Consider the following 16,906-nt stretch of genomic DNA (forward strand, 5'->3'; position numbering starts at 1 on the left):
CACGCCCGCCGACACCGACGATCAACGAGGAGCTAGACCATGGGACGTTTCTTCCGGCGCCGTAAGTACTGCAAGTTCACCGCGGAGGGCGTGAAGGAGATCGACTACAAGGATCTCAACACGCTGAAAAACTACATCACCGATACCGGCAAGATCGTGCCGAGCCGGATCACCGGCACCAGCGCGCGCTACCAGCGCCAGCTGGCGCGGGCGATCAAGCGCGCCCGTTTCCTGGCGCTGCTGCCGTACACGGACCGTCACTGAGCCGGGGCCGTGAAGGCGTTCGCCGCCTTCATTCTGCGCGGGCCGTTCCAGGCGGCCACGGTCATGGTGGCAGCGGCACTGCTGCCGCTGCTCTCCGTCCTGGCCGCCGGCGCCCTGGCGCTGGTGACCCTGCGCGACGGGCTGCGCCAGGGTGTGGTGGTCGGCGCCATGGCGGGGGCCGCGCTGTTTGCGCTGATGTTCGCCGCGCTGGGAACGGGCGAGCCCGCGTTGCGACTGATCCTCGAGCAGTGGGTGCCGGTGCTCCTGCTTGCCGAGGTGCTGCGCCGGAGCGTCTCCCTGCCGCTCACCCTGTTGCTGTGGATGGGCCTGGGCGCGGTTGCCGTGATCGGGTTCCATCTGGTGGTGCCGGACCCGGCGGCCTACTGGCGCTCGGTGGTCGAGGCCTTCCTGGCCGTCGCCGGCGGTGAGGCGGAACTCGGCGGCGAGGCCGGGGTCCTGCTGCAGGACGAGCTGCTGCCGGTGATGACCGGTCTTTGGGCGGTGAATCTGATGCTGGTCGTCCTCGCCGGGCTGCTCATCGGCCGGGGGCTGCAGGCGCTGCTGTTCAATCCGGGCGGTCTGCGCGCGGAGTTTCACGCCCTGGATCTGGGGCGCGAGGCGGCGCTGGTTGCCCTGGTGCTCTGGCTCGGGGGGCTGTTCGCCGGCCCGGGTCTGATCACCGACCTGGCGCTGGTCACCGGCGCGGCTTTTGTGGTCCAGGCGATTGCGTTCAGCCACGCCATCGTCGCGGCGCGGGGGCTCAGCGGTGGGTGGCTGGTGCCGGTGTATGTGCTGGCGCCACTGCTGTTCCGCCCGCTGGCGCTGGTGGGGATCGGCGATGCGCTGTTCCAGTGGCGGCGAAGACTCGGCGGCGGGACGTCCTCGCAGTAGCGCCGTCACAACCGAATACGAACGATCGAGGTGCAAGGCATGGAACTGATTCTTCTGGAAAAGGTGTCGAACCTGGGGAACCTGGGTGATCGCGTCCGGGTGCGTCCGGGCTACGGCCGCAACTACCTCCTGCCGTACGGCAAGGCCAAGATGGCTACGGAGGAGAACATCCGTTACTTCGAGGAGCGTCGCGCCGAGCTCGAGAAGGCCGCCCGGGAGGCCGAGCAGGCGGCCCAGGCCCGCCTGGAGCAGCTCCAGGAGCTGACTCTGACCATCGCGGCCAAGGTCGGCGAGCAGGGCAAGCTGTTCGGCTCGGTGGGCCCGGCGGATATCGCCAACGCCGCCGAGCAGGCCGGTGTCGAGCTGGCCCGGCGCGAGGTGCGCATGCCCGAGGGGCCGATCCGTGTGGCCGGCGAGTACGACGTGCAGGTGTCGCTCTACACCGACGTCGAGGGCACGGTGAAGGTTGTGGTCGAGGGCGACGAGTCCTGATCGCCAGCCGGGGGTAACCCGGGGAGGAGACGGTGCAGGGTGACGGATCCGCCTCGGACTCCGAGGCCCTGAAGGTTCCGCCGCACGACCTGGAGGCGGAACAGGCGGTGCTCGGCGGGCTGATGCTCGACAACGCCGCCTGGGATCAGGTCGCCGACCGTCTCCACGAGGAGGATTTCTACCGCCGCGAGCATCGCCTGGTCTACCGGGCCATGGGCGAGCTCGCGGAGGGGAATCACCCCATGGACGTGGTCACCCTCTCCGGGTGGCTGCGCAAGCAGGGCCGGCTCGAAGAGGCCGGTGGCCTCAGCTATCTCGGGGGTATTGCCCGCGAGACCCCCTCGGCGGCGAACATCCGCGCCTATGCGGATATCGTCCGCGAGCGCTCGGTACTGCGGCAGCTGATCCGCGCCGGCTCCGATGTCGCCGAGGCGGCCTTCCGCCCGGAAGGGCGCAGCAGCGAGGATCTCCTCGACTACGCCGAGCAGACCATCTTCCAGATCGCCGAGCAGACCGGCCGCCACCGGCAGGGCTTCGTCGGGATGCGGCAGCTCATGCCGCAAGTCATCGATCGGATCGATACCCTCTACAACACCCAAGAGGCCGTCACCGGTCTGGCCACCGGCTTCGACGACCTCGATCACCTGACCTCCGGGCTCCAGGATGGCGATCTGGTGATCGTCGCCGGGCGGCCGTCCATGGGCAAGACCACCGTGGCCATGAACATGGTCGAGCACGTGGCCATGCAACTGAAAAAGCCCGTGGCGGTGTTCTCCATGGAGATGCCGGCGGACGCCCTGGCGATGCGCATGCTGGCCTCGCTCGGGCGTGTGCATCTGCAGCGGGTGCGCTCGGGCAAGCTGCAGGACGACGACTGGCCGCGGCTGACCTCGACGATGAGCCTGCTCGCCGAGGCGCCGCTGTTCATCGACGACTCCCCGGGGCTGACGCCTACAGAGATCCGCGCGCGCGCTCGGCGGCTGCAGCGGGAGCACGATGAGCTCGGGCTGATCGTCATCGACTACCTGCAGCTGATGCAGATCCCCGGGTTCCGGGAGAACCGCGCCGGCGAGCTTTCGGAGATCTCCCGCGGCCTGAAGGCGCTGGCCAAGGAACTCAACACACCGGTCATCGCCCTGTCGCAGCTCAACCGCTCGCTGGAGCAGCGGCCGAACAAGCGGCCGATCATGTCGGATTTGAGGGAATCGGGCGCCATCGAGCAGGATGCGGACCTGATTGCGTTCATCTACCGGGATGAGGTCTACAACGAGGATACCCCGGACAAGGGCGTGGCCGAGCTGATCATCGCCAAGCAGCGCCAGGGGCCGATCGGTACAGTCAAGCTCACCTTCCTGGGCGAGTTCACCCGGTTCGAGAACTACATCGAGGACGTCTACGGTGGGGGGATCCCGGGGTGAGCCGGGCAGCGCGGGCCACGGTGGATCTGAGTGCCCTGCAGGCCAATCTCCGGGTTGCGCGCCAAGCAGCTCCCGGACGGCGGGTCATGGCCGTGATCAAGTCCGATGGTTACGGCCACGGCCTGACCCATGTGGCCCGGGCGTTGAGCGGGCACGCGGAGGCGTTTGCCGTCACCGACGCCACGGAGGCCGAAGCGCTGCGCGGGGCCGGGTTCCGCGAGCGTGTCGTCCTCCTCCAGGGACCTTTCCGGTTTGAGGATCTGGAGCGGGCGGCGGCTGCGGATCTTGAGCTGGTCATTCACACCCATTGGCAGGTGGAGGCGCTGGCGCAGGCTCGGCTGGCCTCGCCGGTGACCGTCTGGGTGAAGGTCGACAGCGGCATGCACCGGCTCGGCTTCCCGCCGGAGGAGGTCCAGGCGGTCTGGCGCCGTCTGACCGAGGCCCCGGGCGTGCGGGCCGACCTCGGCTTCCTGACCCACCTGGCGTGTGCCGATGACCGGGGCAACCCGGCCACCGAGCGGCAGCTGGCCACCTTTGAAGCCGCCTGTGAAGGTCTACCGGGGCCACGCTCGGCGGCCAATTCGGCCGGTGTGCTGGGCTGGCCGGCAAGCCACTACGACTGGGTGCGTCCGGGGATCATGCTCTACGGCGCATCGCCTTTCGTGGATGGCCGGGCGGATCAGCCCGCGCTGCAACCGGCCATGGCGTTTCGCGGTCAGGTGGTAGCGGTGCGGCATCTGCGCCCCGGCGATGCGGTCGGTTACGGCGCGACCTGGTGCTGTCCTGAGAGCATGCCGGTGGGGGTTATCTCCGTGGGGTATGGCGACGGGTATCCACGCCATGCGCCCAGTGGCACGCCGGTGGAGGTGGCCGGGCGGCGGACGCAGCTGGTGGGGCGGATCTCCATGGACCTGCTGGCGGTGGACCTGCGTGGCCTCGAAGGGGTGACCGAGGGGGATCCCGCGATCCTCTGGGGCGGTGCGGTGCGCGCCGAGGAGGTGGCCGACGCCTGCGGCACCATTGCCTACGAGCTCTTCTGCCGGATGCCGCCCCGGGTTCGGCGCGAGCCGGTGGGCACGGGGGCGTCCTGATGGCCCGCAGCCGTCGGCGTTTTCTCTGCTCGGACTGCGGCGCGGAGCAACCGCAATGGGCGGGTCAGTGTCCGGAGTGTGGCGCCTGGAATACGCTCGAGGAGATCGCACAGCCGGCCGCATCCGGCGGTGGCCGGGTGGGCCGGGGCACGGAGATCACCACGCTGGCCGAGGTATCGACCGCGCCGGAGCCGCGGTTGGCCACCGGCGTGGCGGAGCTGGACCGAGTCCTCGGCGGCGGTCTGGTGCCCGGGTCGGTGGTGCTCATCGGCGGCGAGCCGGGGATCGGTAAATCAACCCTGCTGCTGCAGACGCTGGCGGCCCTCTCCCGCGAGCACCCGGCGTTCTATGCCACCGGTGAGGAGTCGCTCCAGCAGGTGGCGCTACGGGGACAGCGCCTGGGCGTGGCGGATGACGCCATGAAGCTGATGGCCGAGACGGCGGTCGAGGAGGTCGTCGCGGCAGCGGAGCGGATCCGCCCCCGGGCCCTGGTGCTCGACTCGGTGCAGACCTTCCACACTGCGGCGCTTGGCTCGGCGCCGGGGTCGGTCTCCCAGGTCCGCGAGAGCGCGGCGCAGCTGGTGCGTCTGGCCAAGACCACCGGCACGGCGGTGATCCTGGTCGGCCACGTTACCAAGGAGGGGCACCTGGCCGGGCCGCGAGTGCTCGAGCACATGGTAGACACCGTGCTCTACTTCGAGAGCGATCAGGGCAGCCGCTACCGCGTGGTGCGGGCGGTGAAGAACCGCTTCGGCGCCGCCAACGAGCTCGGCGTCTTTGCCATGGCCGAGGACGGCCTGCGCCAGGTGCGCAATCCCTCCTCCATCTTCCTCTCCCGTCACGATCAGGATGTGCCGGGCAGCGCGGTGCTGGTGACCCGGGAGGGGAGTCGGCCCCTGCTGCTTGAGGTGCAGGCGCTGGTGGCCGACTCCGCCGGGAGTCAGCCGCGCCGCGTGGCCGTGGGCCTGGACGGCAGCCGCCTGGCGCTGCTGCTGGCGGTTCTCCAGCGCCACGGCGGGATCAGCACCGCCGGCGAGGATGTCTTCCTGAACGTGGTCGGCGGCGTGCGTGTCCAGGAGACGGCGGGCGACCTGCCGGCGCTGGCGGCGGTGCTCTCGAGCCTGCGCAATCGGCCCCTGCCGCGGGACTCGGTGGTCTTTGGGGAACTCGGTCTGGCCGGCGAGGTGCGCCCCGTCCCCGGTGGCGAGGAGCGCCTGGCCGAGGCGGCCAAGCACGGTTTCACGCGGGCGGTGGTGCCGGCCAAGAATGCCCCCCGCCACGGGGTGGCGGGCATGGAACTCCACCCGGTGCGCCGTCTGGAGGAGGCGATCACCGCCCTGATGGGGTAGTAGTAGGCCAGGGCCGTCTTGCGGCGGCGCACTCCGCGTCTTCCACCGGGTCCGGTGAGCCCACCGGCGTGCGCACCCAGATCCACCCTTCCCGATTGAGGGATTCGTCGATCTCGGCCGGGGGCATCGCCTCGCCGAGGAGGAAGTCCCGAGCTGCGAGCAGGCAGAGCACGGCATCCAGGCCGTCGGAGCGGGTGGCCAGTTCCGGGATCTCGAACGACCCACCCAGCATCTGAGCCATGGCGCAGGCGATGCGTTCACGGGCCGTTTTGCCCTCGGTATCACGACCCTTGTAGCCTTTAGCGGGTATGGCGTGGGCCTGCAGGGTGGCAGCGGGGTAGACCTCGATGAGGCCGCCGGCAGCGGCGTCGCCTTGCTGCAGCTCGCCGCGGCTCCAGCGCATTGGCAGGGTCCAGCCGCGCTCGCATCTGAGTTCGTCGACGAACGCCAGGGCGGCGTGGGCGGTCCGCGCGATGCGGTCGGCACCGACATCCAGGGGTTTCTTGCCGATTTGCCGGTGGACGAAGCGGTCCGTCACCCGATTGAAGAGTTCGCTGGCGTCGGCGCCCAGCGCGTCGCCAGCCCGGTGCCGCGCCAGCTGCTGACCGAGTGGCTGCGGCCACCCGAGGGGCGCATCGAGGGCGAGCAGCGGCGCGTGGGTGTGGTCGGCGAGCCACTCCAGTGCGATCTGAGCCGCACTGCGCGAGGCGGAACCCAGCGCAACCCGCTCGACTCGAAGCCCGCGGCCATCCCAGTGCCCGAGGGCCAGCCCCACTTGCTTGGACTGGACGGCGCAGTCCACGCCGAGGACGGTCAGGGGCCGCTGCGCTGGTTGGTCGTGCCTCATCGGACGGTGGTCCTCCTGCGGAGCATCAGGGCAGCGTCAGCACCAGCTTGCCGGTCAGGCCGCCGGCCTCGAGCCGCCGATGAGCCGCGGCTGCCTCGGCCATTGGGAACGTCTCCTGAACACGCACCTGCAGTGACCCCGCCGCCATGCGCTGGGCGCACTCGGTCAGGATCCCGGTCTGGTGGATGCGCAAATCGTCTCGGCCCAGAACCATGGGGCTGAGCATCAGCTCCTGGACCAGCGTGAGGTTGTGCACGCGCGCATGGTGCAGGTCCAGGTCCTCGGGCAGGGCGAGGATGGTGACGAGCCGGCCGTAGGTGGCGAGGGCGTGGAGCGACCGGGTGCAGACCTCGCCGCCTACGGTGTCGAGCACTACGTCCACGCCCTCGCCGGCGGTCCAGTGTTCCACTGCGTCGACGAAGTCGTCATCCCGGTAATGGATCACCGCCTCGGCGCCCAGTTCGCGGACGATCTCCGCCTTGGCCGGATCGCTGACGGTGGTGATGACCCGGGCGCCGGCCTGCCGGGCGAGTTGGATGGCCACATGGCCTACGCCGCCGGCGCCGGCGTGGATCAGCACGCGCTCGCCCTTCTGCAGAGCGACCCGGTCGAATAAGGCCTCCCAGGCGGTGAGCGCGACCAGCGGCATGGCTGCGGCGTGGACGTCATCGACGGCGTCGGGGGTGGGGGTGACGAAGCGTGCGTCGAGTACCGCGTACTCCGCGTAATTGCCCGGCTCCAAGCCGATCCCGCCGTTCATGAACAGCACCCGCTGACCGGGGGCGAGCTGTTCCACGCCGGGGCCTACCGCGTCGATGGTCCCGGCGCCGTCGCAGCCGAGGATCGCCGGTGGTTGTGCATCGGGGTTGAAGAGGCCGTTGGCCCGCACCTTGGCGTCGACCGGGTTGATGCCGGCGGCGGCCAGGCGCACGCGCACCTGCCCGGGGCCCGGCTCCGGGGTCGGCACCTGGGCGGGCTGCAGAACATCCGGGTCGCCAACAGCGGTCATCTGGATGCAGTGCATGGGTCCGATCCGCTCCCTGAACCTGTGAGTGCTCGGTCGGTGCCGGTGCGTGCGCATACCGCCGCCACCGGCTCCAGTCATGATGCCGGATGGCGGGGTGGTGGGGCCAATCCCAACCGATGATGCTCATGGCTGGACGGGCCGTTGAAGCCGTGCGTGTTCAGGATGAGTGGAGGCGTATGATTCAAGCGTGCCGGATTGGGGCGTAGCGACCCGGCAGCAAGCGAAGTGAACCGCTTGCTGCCGGATCCAGGGCTTTGGTGGAGGGGCAAACGGTCAGAAATGGTAGGAGGCGAAGAGATTGAAGCTGTGCTCGACCAGGTCGACCTTGAAGTCATCGGAGAAGGTCTCATCGCCGAAATCGATACGCATGGCCTCGGCGCGGATGCCGAGCGGGCTGTCCGGTGGGACATACTCGAAACCGAGCCCCACGCCGAATCCGGCGAAGTCCTCGTCCTCTGATTCGTGTCCGCTAGAGTTGTTGAGGCGGTAATTCCCAGTAAACTCAAGCTCACGCTGTTGGTAGGTGACTTTGGCGTAACCGAGGGTGGTATCCGTGAACATCCGCCCCACCCGCACGGAGACGCCGAGACCGTCGCCGGCGTCGACGCTCAACTCGGCGCGATCCCCCTGGTTATTTCGCGCAGAGATGATATCGCCATCCAGGTTGCCGACGGTGTAATTGAACTCCGTGGCCAGGTAAAGGTCACCGATGCGCTCTCCGAAGCCGAAGACGATATCGAACTTCGAGGCCCAGTCTTCTTGTCCATAGGTAATATCGACTCGACCGGCATTGTTGTAGCGCTCGCTGGTCTCGTAGGTCTGCGAGGTCAGCACACCCGCGCCAAGGGCCAGATACGGTCCCGAGAAGGAGGAGGCGCCCGCGAGGGAGGGAGAGGCAGCGATCAAAAGGCTGAGGGTGGAACCACCTAAAAGCCGAAGTCCTTTCACGTTCGTTTCCTGCCATGGTTGTTGGATTGCGCAATGCCGGGGCATGACGGCATGCGGATTGAATATAGTCGAAGCCCAGAAAACCGACACATAGTGCGGCACTTTGCCGCGGGCGGTTTCTTTGCGGCATCATGCTGGGATGCTCTCCCAGCTACGAGTGCCTGAGTGATGCCGCGCGACGAGCAGAGCCGATCCCGCCGTCACGGGGTGCCGCGCATGGCGCGCGCCCTGCGTAACTCTTGGCGGGGGTTGCAGGCCGCCTGGCGTCAGGAGCCTGCGTTCCGGGAGGAGATGGTCGTGATTCCGCCCCTCGGCCTGCTGGCCCTGATGCTAGGGGCGGACGGTGCCGAGCGCGCGATCCTGGTCGGCAGTCTTCTGCTGATCCTGGTGGCGGAACTGCTTAACTCCGGTATCGAAGCCGCTGTCGACCGCGCCGGCGAGCACTGGGATTCGCTGGCCGAGCGCGCCAAGGATCTGGGGTCGGCAGCGGTGTTCATGGCGATCGTCAATGCCGTGGTTCTTTGGCTGCTGGTGTTGCTAGGCTGAGTCGCCGAGGCGGGCAGCATGGATCAGCAGGCCGTACCTCCACTGATCAACGCCTCCTAAGCCGGATAGCGGCTAGAGGCGGAGCGCTGCGGCACGGTTTGGTAGATGGTCTTGCCCGGACCCGCGGGGAGTCGGGCAGGAGAGGAGGGGGCAACGGCGGAATTAGTAAGAGACGCTTGGGGAGTGACTGGAACGCGTAGTCATGCGGTGATGGGAAGCGAATATGGCTGCGGCGCATCGGGGGTGTGCTGCAGCAAGTGAAGCGGGGAGGTGTGTTTAGGCGATTTGAGCGGGATAGCAGGTCGAACCCCTACCGCGGTTCGAGCACTATCAAGTGTTGTTTGCCCAGGGGTCACAAGGAAGTGGGAGAAGAGCCGGTGCGGCAACACCGGCTCTTCGGAGCCCGCCAACGGGGAGTCAAGCGGGCTCGCCCCTGGCCTGGTGTCTACCTTGGCATACGTAGGGTTGCCAACGGTAGCGAAGCTGGTGGGCCGCCAAGGACTCGAACCTTGAACCTACTGATTAAGAGTCAGCTGCTCTACCAATTGAGCTAGCGGCCCGTTGAGGGTTCTATATTCTGCCAAGTCGCTGCCGGTCAGGCAAGTTGCTCCCGGCAACGAAAAAGGCCCGGCGCACCGGGCCTAATCGTGTTGGATGGGGTGAGCGATGGGACTCGAACCCACGACCACCGGAGCCACAATCCGGGGCTCTACCAGCTGAGCTACGCCCACCACCGTAAACCGTTGTACCCTGCCTGCGCTGCGCAAATGGCGCGCCCGGCAGGGTTCGAACCTGCAACCGTCGGCTTAGAAGGCCGATGCTCTATCCGATTGAGCTACGGGCGCAGTGCTCGGCAGTTCGTGCCACGACCGCCTGGCTATCCAGGTGGTCGGGGTGGAGGGATTTGAACCCCCGACTCCCTGCTCCCAAAGCAGGTGCGCTACCAGACTGCGCTACACCCCGTAGGGTCACCGCAGGTCCGCGCTGACCGCCGCGGTCTAGGTGCGAAATCATAGCGACCCCGCCCGCCGCCGTCAATTCCCTATTGCCGCTCGGCCGTTGCCGGCACCACTGCGGCGTGCGAAAATCCGCCTCTATTCGCGGTAGTTCGGGGGATTCATGCCTGCTCAGATCCTGGATGGTAAAGCCATCGCTGCCAAGCGTCGCGTGCTGGTGGGGGAGGCCGTTGAAGAGCGCATTCAGCGGGGGCTGCGGCGCCCCGGGCTGGCCGTGATCCTCGTCGGCCAGAATCCGGCCTCGGCGGTGTACGTCCGCAACAAGCGCCGGGCGTGTGAAGAGGCCGGCATCCTCTCGCGGGCCTACGACCTCGATGCTGACGTCAGCGAGGGTGAGCTGCTTGAGCGGATCGATCGGCTCAATGCCGACCCGGAGATCGACGGCATCCTCGTTCAGCTCCCTCTGCCGGGGCATATCGACGAACAGACGGTGATTGAGCGCATCGACCCGATCAAGGATGTCGATGGCTTCCATCCGGAGAACATGGGCCGACTGGCCCTGCGCCTGCCCGGACTGCGCCCGTGTACGCCGCGTGGGGTCATGACCCTGCTCCACCACACCGGGATCGAACTGGAGGGGCGCAATGCAGTGGTGCTGGGCCAGTCGAACATCGTCGGCCGGCCGATGACCCTGGAACTGCTCAATGCCCGCTGCACGGTCACGGTCTGCCACAGTCGCACCCGCGATGTGGCCGAGCGTGTCCGCCAGGCGGATCTGGTGGTCGCATCGGTGGGCAAGCCGGGGTTGGTCCAGGGCGACTGGATCGGCGAGGGCGCCGTGGTCATCGACGTCGGCATCAACCGCCTGGATAGCGGCAAGCTCACCGGCGACGTCGACTTCGCGGCGGCCAGCGAGGGTGCCTCTTGGATTACGCCGGTGCCGGGCGGGGTGGGCCCGATGACCGTGGCCACGCTGCTCGAGAACACTCTGGATGCCGCCCGCAACCGGGACGAACTGACCGCGGCGGCGTGCTAAGCTGTCTCCGGACAGAGTGACGGGGACAGGGAGTCGGATGGCCACGCACGAGAAGCGCCGTTTCAGCCGGGTGAGCTTTCATGCTCCCGCCCGCCTGGTCGATGCCGCGGGTCACGGTCGCGAGGTCGAGATCCTGGATCTGTCCATGCGCGGTGCCTTGGTGCGACTCAGCGACGGGAGCTCTCCTCAGGGTGCCCTCTGCGATCCGCAGAGCCGCTGGACGCTGGAGCTCTCCCTGAGCGAGGAGGACAGGATCTGCATGGAGGTGCAGCCCGCCCACTGGCATGAGCAGGAGGTAGGGTTGCGCTGCGAGCGGATCGATCTGGACAGCATGGTCCATCTGCGCAGCCTGCTTGAGGCCAACTTGGGTGATGTCGATCTAGTCAACCGGGAGTTGATGCAGCTCGTCTCCTGACTTCGAAACGGTACCGGCAGCCGCAGCGCGCCATCGCCACCGTGTCTCGCGCTCGTAGGCGTCCGGGCGGGTGCTCCGAGCACACCCGCCCGCCCCTGCGTTCTTCCCGTCTAGAAGCTCACGCTGTAGTCGGCCGTTGGCTAGCCTGTACTCTGCAGCCCGGCGCTGAGCCCGGCGATGGTCATCTTGACCAGATCGGTCAGTCGCGGGTGCTCCTGTTCCCGGGATTGCCGCAGCCGCGATAGGGCCGAGAGCTGAAGCAGCGACAGGGCGTCCAGGTCGGTGCGGCGCAGCTCGTGGCTCGCCTGCAGGGCCGGCTGGCGCTCGAGCAGGCGTTCCTTGCCCATGGCCGCCAGGACCCAGGTACGGGTGCGTTGCCACTCGTCGAGGATTCGTTCGCGCAGCTCCGGGTGGCCGCCGAGCTCCAGGGCCTGACGGCCAAGGGTGAGATCCGCCCGGGCCAAGCCCATCTCGACGTTCTCCAGCAGCTGGGCGAAGAAGGGCCAGTCGCGGCGCATCTCGCGCAGCCGGGCGAGCCCGCCCTCGGTTTCGCCGATAGCGGCCAGGCCGGTGCCCACGCCGTACCAGGCGGCCAGGTTGATGCGGCTCTGTGACCAGGCGAAGACCCACGGGATCGCCCGCAGACTCTCCAGGTCGCGGGCCGCGCTACGGTGGGCCGGCCGCGAGCCGATCTCCAGCTGCCCGATCTCCTCGTAGGGCGTCACCCGGGTAAAGAAATCGGCGAACCCCTCGGCGTGGACCAGCTCGTGGTAGGCGCGCTCGCTCGCCTCGCTCATGCGTCGGAGCTCGTCGCGGTAGCGGGCCGCGACCCGCGCGGCGCGCTCTTCGGCATGCCCGGTGGACATGGCCAGCACGGCGTTGATGGTCTGCTCCAGGTGCCACCGCCCGGAGTCCACCGTCCGGTAGCGCGTGAAGATCATCTCCCCCTGCTCGGTGACCTTCAGCCGGCCGTCCACCGAGCCGGATGCCTGGCCACGGATTGCCCGGTTCAGCGGACCGCCGCCACGGCCCAGGGAGCCGCCGCGGCCGTGGAAGAGGGTAAGTTGGATGCCGTGCCCGCGCGCCCAGCTGGCTAGGCGCTCTTGGAGTTTATGGAGCACGGCGTTGGCGGCGAGAACACCCACGTCCTTGGCCGAGTCCGAGTACCCGACCATGACCTCCAACTCGTACCCGCGGGCCTGCAAGGCGTGCTGTTCGCCGGGTAGCTCGAGGAGTTCGTCGAGGACTGCCGGGGCGTGCTCCAGATCCCGGCGCGTTTCGAACAGCGGGATGATATCGAGACGGAAGGTGGCCCACTGTTCCTCGGGCACCGCCAGGCGGGCGAGGGCGCGCACGGCGGCGATGTCCGCCGCCGTGCGCGTGAACGAGATGATGTAGCGCCGGCACGCCTCGGGTCCGTAGGCGGCCTGCAGATCGGCGGCGGCGCGCAGGGTGTCGAGCACCTCTTGCGTGGCCGCGCTGGTCGGTTCCGGCGCCGTTGCCCAGCCCTCGCGCGCCAGGCGGTCGAGTTCCGCGGCGTCGGTGCTGACCCCCGGGGCCAGCGCCTCCAGAGCGGCGGCATGGACACTGGCGTGCTGGCGAAGCTCCAACTCGGCGAGGTGGAAGCCGAAGGTCTCGATCTGCCAGCGCAGGTCCTGGAGGGCGCCGTAGGCCAGGCGCGGGATCCCGGCGCCGGCCAGCGAGCGCTGGACCTGGTCGATCTCGGCGAGCAGCTCCGCGGGGCCGTCGAAGCCGCGCTCCGGATCGCCCTGGCGGCGGGCGCGCAGGCGCTCGGCGGCGTAGACGAGCTTGTGCCGGTGGGCCTGATCGGGGGAGGTGCGCGCCAGGGCGGCGGCCTGTTCCGGGAAATCGGCGCGGTCGCGCTCCAGGCCCTGAAGCAGCTCCGGGGCCGGCGGCGCGTAGCGGTCGCTGGCGGTGAACGTGCGGGCCACCTCGCGGGTGCGCTGCTCAAGGCGCTGGAGGACCTGCGTCGCCTGCCGGGCCATCGCCCGGTGGGTCACCTCCGCGGTGACATTGGGATTGCCGTCGCGGTCACCGCCCACCCACGAGCCGTAGCGCAGGAAGGCCGGGGTGTGGGGCGAGCGGGCCCCGGTGTTGCGGGGGGCCAGGGTGCGCTCCACCTCGTGGTAGATGCCCGGCACCAGGTCGAAGAGCGTCTGGTCGAAGACCGCCATGATCCGTCGCGCCTCGTCGAGGGGGGTGGGGCGCTCCTGGCGGAAGGGCGCCGTGGCCCACAGCGCGGTGAGTTCCTCGGCCAGGCTGCGGCGGACGTCGAAGGCGAGGGCGTCGTCGGCCTCGTGCAGGTCGAGGCGTTCGAGCTCCCGCGAGATGCGCTGTAGCGCATCAACCACTGCCCGGCGGCGGGCCTCGGTGGGGTGGGCAGTCAGCACCGGGTGGATGCGCAGCCGGCGGATCAGCTCGTGGGCGGCGTCCCGGCCCTCGAGCTCGGTGACTTCCTGGATGCCGGCTTCAAGACCATCGCCGACGATGCGCCCGTCCCGCCCCTGTGCCCGCAGGGAGCGCACCCGCTGGCGGTCTTCGGCGAGATTGAGCAGCTGGCAGTGCAGGGTCAGGGCCCGGGCCACCTTGTGGCCCGTGGTCGGATCCAGGCGGTCGAGTTCGGCGAGGGTCGGCTCCGGGTCGGGGTGTTCGGTCCAGTGGAGTTCGTGGGCGGCCTGGCGCAACCGGGCCAGTGGGGTGGTGACGCGCTCCCCCTCGCACTCCTGCAGCACGTCGTGCAGGACGCCGTCGAGCAGGGCGATCTCCTCGCGCAGCGGCGCGGGGACCACGACCCCGGCATCGCGGACGGCAGAGATGTCGGAGAAGCGGGCGGCCAGTGGTTGCATGGTACGGATCCAGGCACGGCTGCTGTTGTCCCGGAAGACATTCGGCGCGATCTTGCGCGTTGTCAACGGATTCGCGATGCTCCCCAGGGGTGTGAGGCACTCTGTCGTAACCAACGCTCAGCCACAATCGGGAGGTGCCATGAGCAGGGTACTGGTTCTCTACTACTCCACCTACGGCCACGTCGAGACGCTCGCCCATGCCGTCGCCGAGGGCGCGCGCGGTACCGGTGCCGAGGTGGCGGTCAAGCGCGTCCCCGAGACCATGCCGGAGGAGGTTGCCCGCCAGGCCGGCGCCAAGCTCGATCAGGAGGCTCCGGTCGCCAGTCCGGAGGAACTCGCCGACTACGACGCCATCCTGTTCGGCACCCCCACCCGTTTCGGCAATATGGCCGGGCAGATGCGCAACTTTCTGGACCAGACCGGCGCGCAGTGGTTCAACGGTCAGCTGATCGGCAAGGTCGGCAGCGTCTTCACCTCGACGGGCACCGGTGGGGGCAACGAGACGACGATCACCTCGTTCTGGCACACCCTGGCCCATCACGGGATGGTCATCGTCGGTCTGCCCTACGCGGCAGCGGAGCTGACCGATCTCTCGGTGGTCAAGGGCGGCAGTCCGTACGGCGCCGCCACCATTGCCGGCGGAGACGGCAGCCGTCAGCCGAACGAGCAGGAGCTGGCGCTGGCCCGTTACCAGGGGCGCCATGTGGCCGAGATCGCCCAGCGCCTGCGCGGCTGAGCCGGCCTTATTGTTGCCACCGTGCGGCGAGGTGGGCCGCATGAGCACCAGGGGAGAGGATCATGGAGGCGGTGACCTCATTGCTCGAGACGGTTAGTGACTTTGTCTGGGGGCCGGCGATGCTGGTGCTGCTGCTCGGCACCGGCCTCTACCTATCCATCGGCCTCAAGGCCATGCCGATCCGGCGGATCGGCTACGGCTTTCGGCGCATGTGGGGCGGCCGCGCGGAGCGCACCGACGAGCCGGGCGAGATCACCCCCTTCCAGGCGCTCACCACGGCGCTGTCGGCGACCATCGGTACGGGCAACATCGCCGGTGTGGCGACGGCGATCACCCTGGGCGGCCCGGGGGCGGTGTTCTGGATGTGGATCACCGCGCTGGTGGGCATGGCCACCAAGTACGCCGAGGCCGTTCTGGCGGTGAAGTACCGCGAGACCGACGAGCACGGGCGCTACGTCGGCGGTCCGATGTACTACATCAAGAACGGCCTGGGGCCCCGGTGGGCCTGGCTGGGGACGCTGTTCGCGATCTTCGCCATGGTGGCCGCCTTCGGCATCGGCAATACCGTGCAGGCCAATTCGGTGGCCGATGTGGTCGAGTCGAACCTGATGGTGCCGCCCTGGCTCACCGGGCTGATCCTCTCCGCCCTGGTCTTTCTGGTGATCATCGGCGGAATCCGGCGCATCGCCCGGGTCGCCGAGCGCTTGGTGCCGACCATGGCGGCGATCTACGTGATCGGTGGGTTGCTGATCATTGGTTGGAATCTCACCGATGTCCCGGCGGCTCTGGGGCAGATCGTCACCGACGCGTTCACCGGTACGGCGGCCACGGGTGGCTTCGCCGGCGCTGCGGTGTGGGCGGCGATCCGCTTCGGTGTCGCCCGCGGCATCTTCTCGAATGAGGCCGGCCTGGGGTCGGCGCCGATCGCCCATGCCGCGGCGCGCACCCGCAATCCGGTCCGCCAGGGCACCGTGGCCATGCTCGGCACCTTCATCGACACCATCATCGTCTGCACCATCACCGCGCTCGCCATCGTCCTGACCGGAGTCTGGACCACCGGCGAGACCGGTGCGTCGCTGACTTCCATGGCCTTCGGCGAGGGCGTGCCTGGAGGCAATTGGATCGTCACCGTGGGCATGATCCTGTTCGCCTTCACCACCATCGTCGCCTGGAGCTACTACGGCGAGCGTTGCGCCGCGTTCCTCTTCGGGGCCCGGGTGATCACGCCCTACCGCTACCTGTGGGTGGTTCTGCTGTTCGTCGGTGCCATCGCCGAGCTGGGGCTGGTCTGGATCGTTGCCGACATCCTGAACGCCTTGATGGCGATCCCCAACCTGATCGCCCTGCTGGCGCTCTCCGGGACCGTGTTCGCCATCACCCGCTCGTACTTCGCCCCGGGGGGTGGTTCCGAGGAGCCGCAGCGCACGGAGTGACGGGCCAGCCGGGGGCGCCGCCGGCGCCCCCGGGGGCAATCGTCCTTGGGCCCTTATTGCATGACGAACCGGGTGAAGTACACGCCGGCCGCCGGCTCGTCCACACCGTACTCGCGGAGCGTGGCGTTGACGCGTTCCAGTGCCTCCTCGCGCAGCGCGTCGCGTGCATCCGGCTCGGCGAGCTCGGTGGAGGACTGATCGGCCAGGAAGAGCATCAGCGCATCGCGGATCGCGGCCTGGTGGGTCTCGATCCCATCGGCTGCGGCGTCGCTGGTGGTGGCGATCTCGACCTCGGCCTCGAGGTACTGCGCCGGCCCGTCGTCATCGAGGTTGACGGTCAGCGCCTGCTCGAGTTCGGTATAGCGGGCCTCGGCCAGGTTCTGCTCGGCCGGCTCCGGCCGTGGTTCTGCGCGGTGCTCCGGGGCCATGCCGGGCGGGGTGAAGACCCCGGTGGCCATGGCCAGCACCAGGCCCAGGGTGGCGAGCATCAGGACGGCCAGGCCGCCGAGTAGCGCGATCAGACCTTTCGGCATGTCGACCTCCTTCGCGGGTCAGCCAGCCCCGGGCAGGTCCTGCCGGGGTGGCAGGGT

Annotated in this window: 16 protein-coding genes and 4 tRNA genes; 11 read left to right on the top strand and 9 right to left on the bottom strand. The window is 68.7% G+C overall.

The window, feature by feature from the left end:
* The first annotated feature begins 39 nt into the window (after positions 1–39).
* The 6 genes from rpsR to radA are packed head-to-tail and all read left to right on the top strand — an operon-like array spanning position 40 to position 5,505.
* Positions 40–264, top strand: a complete 225-nt coding sequence (rpsR, locus tag LRA98_RS09380) for a 30S ribosomal protein S18 (RefSeq protein WP_201168890.1) — start codon at positions 40–42, stop codon at positions 262–264.
* Between the two features lie 9 nt (positions 265–273).
* Positions 274–1,155, top strand: a complete 882-nt coding sequence (locus LRA98_RS09385) for a hypothetical protein (protein ID WP_238633819.1) — start codon at positions 274–276, stop codon at positions 1,153–1,155.
* A 39-nt stretch (positions 1,156–1,194) separates the two neighbouring features.
* Positions 1,195–1,647 carry a 50S ribosomal protein L9 gene (gene rplI, locus LRA98_RS09390; RefSeq protein ID WP_201241728.1) on the top strand — a complete coding sequence of 151 codons (453 nt, stop codon included), beginning with the start codon at positions 1,195–1,197 and terminating at the stop codon, positions 1,645–1,647.
* 32 nt (positions 1,648–1,679) lie between these two features.
* A complete protein-coding gene (gene dnaB, locus LRA98_RS09395; RefSeq protein WP_238633821.1) occupies positions 1,680–3,065 on the top strand; it encodes a replicative DNA helicase in 1,386 nt (461 codons plus the stop codon).
* Positions 3,062–4,156 (top strand): alanine racemase, encoded by a 1,095-nt coding sequence (gene alr / locus LRA98_RS09400; RefSeq protein ID WP_238633823.1) that lies wholly within the window; start codon positions 3,062–3,064, stop codon positions 4,154–4,156. Before dnaB ends, alr begins: the two co-directional genes overlap by 4 nt.
* Positions 4,156–5,505, top strand: a complete 1,350-nt coding sequence (gene radA, locus LRA98_RS09405; RefSeq protein WP_238633825.1) for a DNA repair protein RadA — start codon at positions 4,156–4,158, stop codon at positions 5,503–5,505. Before alr ends, radA begins: the two co-directional genes overlap by 1 nt.
* On the opposite strand, the gene LRA98_RS09410 is transcribed toward radA, so the two are convergent.
* The 3 genes from LRA98_RS09410 to LRA98_RS09420 form a co-directional block, all read right to left on the bottom strand.
* On the bottom strand, positions 5,486–6,352 hold the full coding sequence (locus tag LRA98_RS09410) for a DUF429 domain-containing protein (protein WP_238633826.1): 867 nt from the start codon (positions 6,350–6,352) through the stop codon (positions 5,486–5,488). The genes radA and LRA98_RS09410 overlap by 20 nt on opposite strands.
* Positions 6,353–6,377: 25 nt before the next feature.
* Positions 6,378–7,376, bottom strand: a complete 999-nt coding sequence (locus tag LRA98_RS09415; protein ID WP_238633828.1) for a zinc-binding dehydrogenase — start codon at positions 7,374–7,376, stop codon at positions 6,378–6,380.
* Positions 7,377–7,652: 276 nt separating this feature from the next.
* Positions 7,653–8,372, bottom strand: a complete 720-nt coding sequence (locus LRA98_RS09420; protein WP_238633861.1) for an outer membrane protein — start codon at positions 8,370–8,372, stop codon at positions 7,653–7,655.
* 123 nt (positions 8,373–8,495) lie between these two features.
* On the opposite strand from LRA98_RS09420, the gene LRA98_RS09425 reads away from it, so the two are divergent.
* Positions 8,496–8,873 (top strand): diacylglycerol kinase, encoded by a 378-nt coding sequence (locus LRA98_RS09425; RefSeq protein ID WP_201168865.1) that lies wholly within the window; start codon positions 8,496–8,498, stop codon positions 8,871–8,873.
* Between the two features lie 484 nt (positions 8,874–9,357).
* Here LRA98_RS09425 and LRA98_RS09430 read toward each other — a convergent pair.
* From LRA98_RS09430 to LRA98_RS09445, 4 genes are all read right to left on the bottom strand, one after another.
* Positions 9,358–9,433 (bottom strand) — tRNA-Lys (locus tag LRA98_RS09430).
* Positions 9,434–9,528: 95 nt separating this feature from the next.
* Positions 9,529–9,604 (bottom strand) — tRNA-His (locus LRA98_RS09435).
* A 37-nt stretch (positions 9,605–9,641) separates the two neighbouring features.
* Positions 9,642–9,718 (bottom strand) — tRNA-Arg (locus LRA98_RS09440).
* A gap of 41 nt (positions 9,719–9,759) precedes the next feature.
* Positions 9,760–9,836: transfer RNA gene (locus tag LRA98_RS09445), tRNA-Pro, on the bottom strand.
* A gap of 156 nt (positions 9,837–9,992) precedes the next feature.
* Here LRA98_RS09445 and folD point away from each other — a divergent pair.
* Entirely contained in the window at positions 9,993–10,865 is an 873-nt protein-coding gene (folD, locus tag LRA98_RS09450; protein WP_238633829.1) for a bifunctional methylenetetrahydrofolate dehydrogenase/methenyltetrahydrofolate cyclohydrolase FolD, read from the top strand.
* A gap of 37 nt (positions 10,866–10,902) precedes the next feature.
* Positions 10,903–11,280 (top strand): PilZ domain-containing protein, encoded by a 378-nt coding sequence (locus LRA98_RS09455; RefSeq protein ID WP_238633832.1) that lies wholly within the window; start codon positions 10,903–10,905, stop codon positions 11,278–11,280.
* 140 nt (positions 11,281–11,420) lie between these two features.
* Here the strand turns inward: LRA98_RS09455 and LRA98_RS09460 are convergent, their stop codons facing one another.
* Complete coding sequence (locus LRA98_RS09460; RefSeq protein ID WP_238633833.1) at positions 11,421–14,147, bottom strand: phosphoenolpyruvate carboxylase; 2,727 nt, start codon at positions 14,145–14,147, stop codon at positions 11,421–11,423.
* A gap of 139 nt (positions 14,148–14,286) precedes the next feature.
* Between LRA98_RS09460 and wrbA the strand changes: the two genes are divergently transcribed.
* Both wrbA and LRA98_RS09470 read left to right on the top strand, forming a co-directional pair.
* Positions 14,287–14,883 carry an NAD(P)H:quinone oxidoreductase gene (wrbA, locus tag LRA98_RS09465; protein WP_238633835.1) on the top strand — a complete coding sequence of 199 codons (597 nt, stop codon included), beginning with the start codon at positions 14,287–14,289 and terminating at the stop codon, positions 14,881–14,883.
* A gap of 62 nt (positions 14,884–14,945) precedes the next feature.
* Entirely contained in the window at positions 14,946–16,316 is a 1,371-nt protein-coding gene (locus LRA98_RS09470) for an alanine/glycine:cation symporter family protein (RefSeq protein ID WP_201168794.1), read from the top strand.
* A gap of 53 nt (positions 16,317–16,369) precedes the next feature.
* Here the strand turns inward: LRA98_RS09470 and LRA98_RS09475 are convergent, their stop codons facing one another.
* Positions 16,370–16,849, bottom strand: a complete 480-nt coding sequence (locus LRA98_RS09475) for a flagellar basal body-associated FliL family protein (protein ID WP_238633837.1) — start codon at positions 16,847–16,849, stop codon at positions 16,370–16,372.
* Positions 16,850–16,906: the final 57 nt, after the last annotated feature.

It is taken from the genome of Halorhodospira sp. M38, from assembly GCF_022227985.1.
Lineage (GTDB): Bacteria > Pseudomonadota > Gammaproteobacteria > Nitrococcales > Halorhodospiraceae > Halorhodospira > Halorhodospira halophila_A.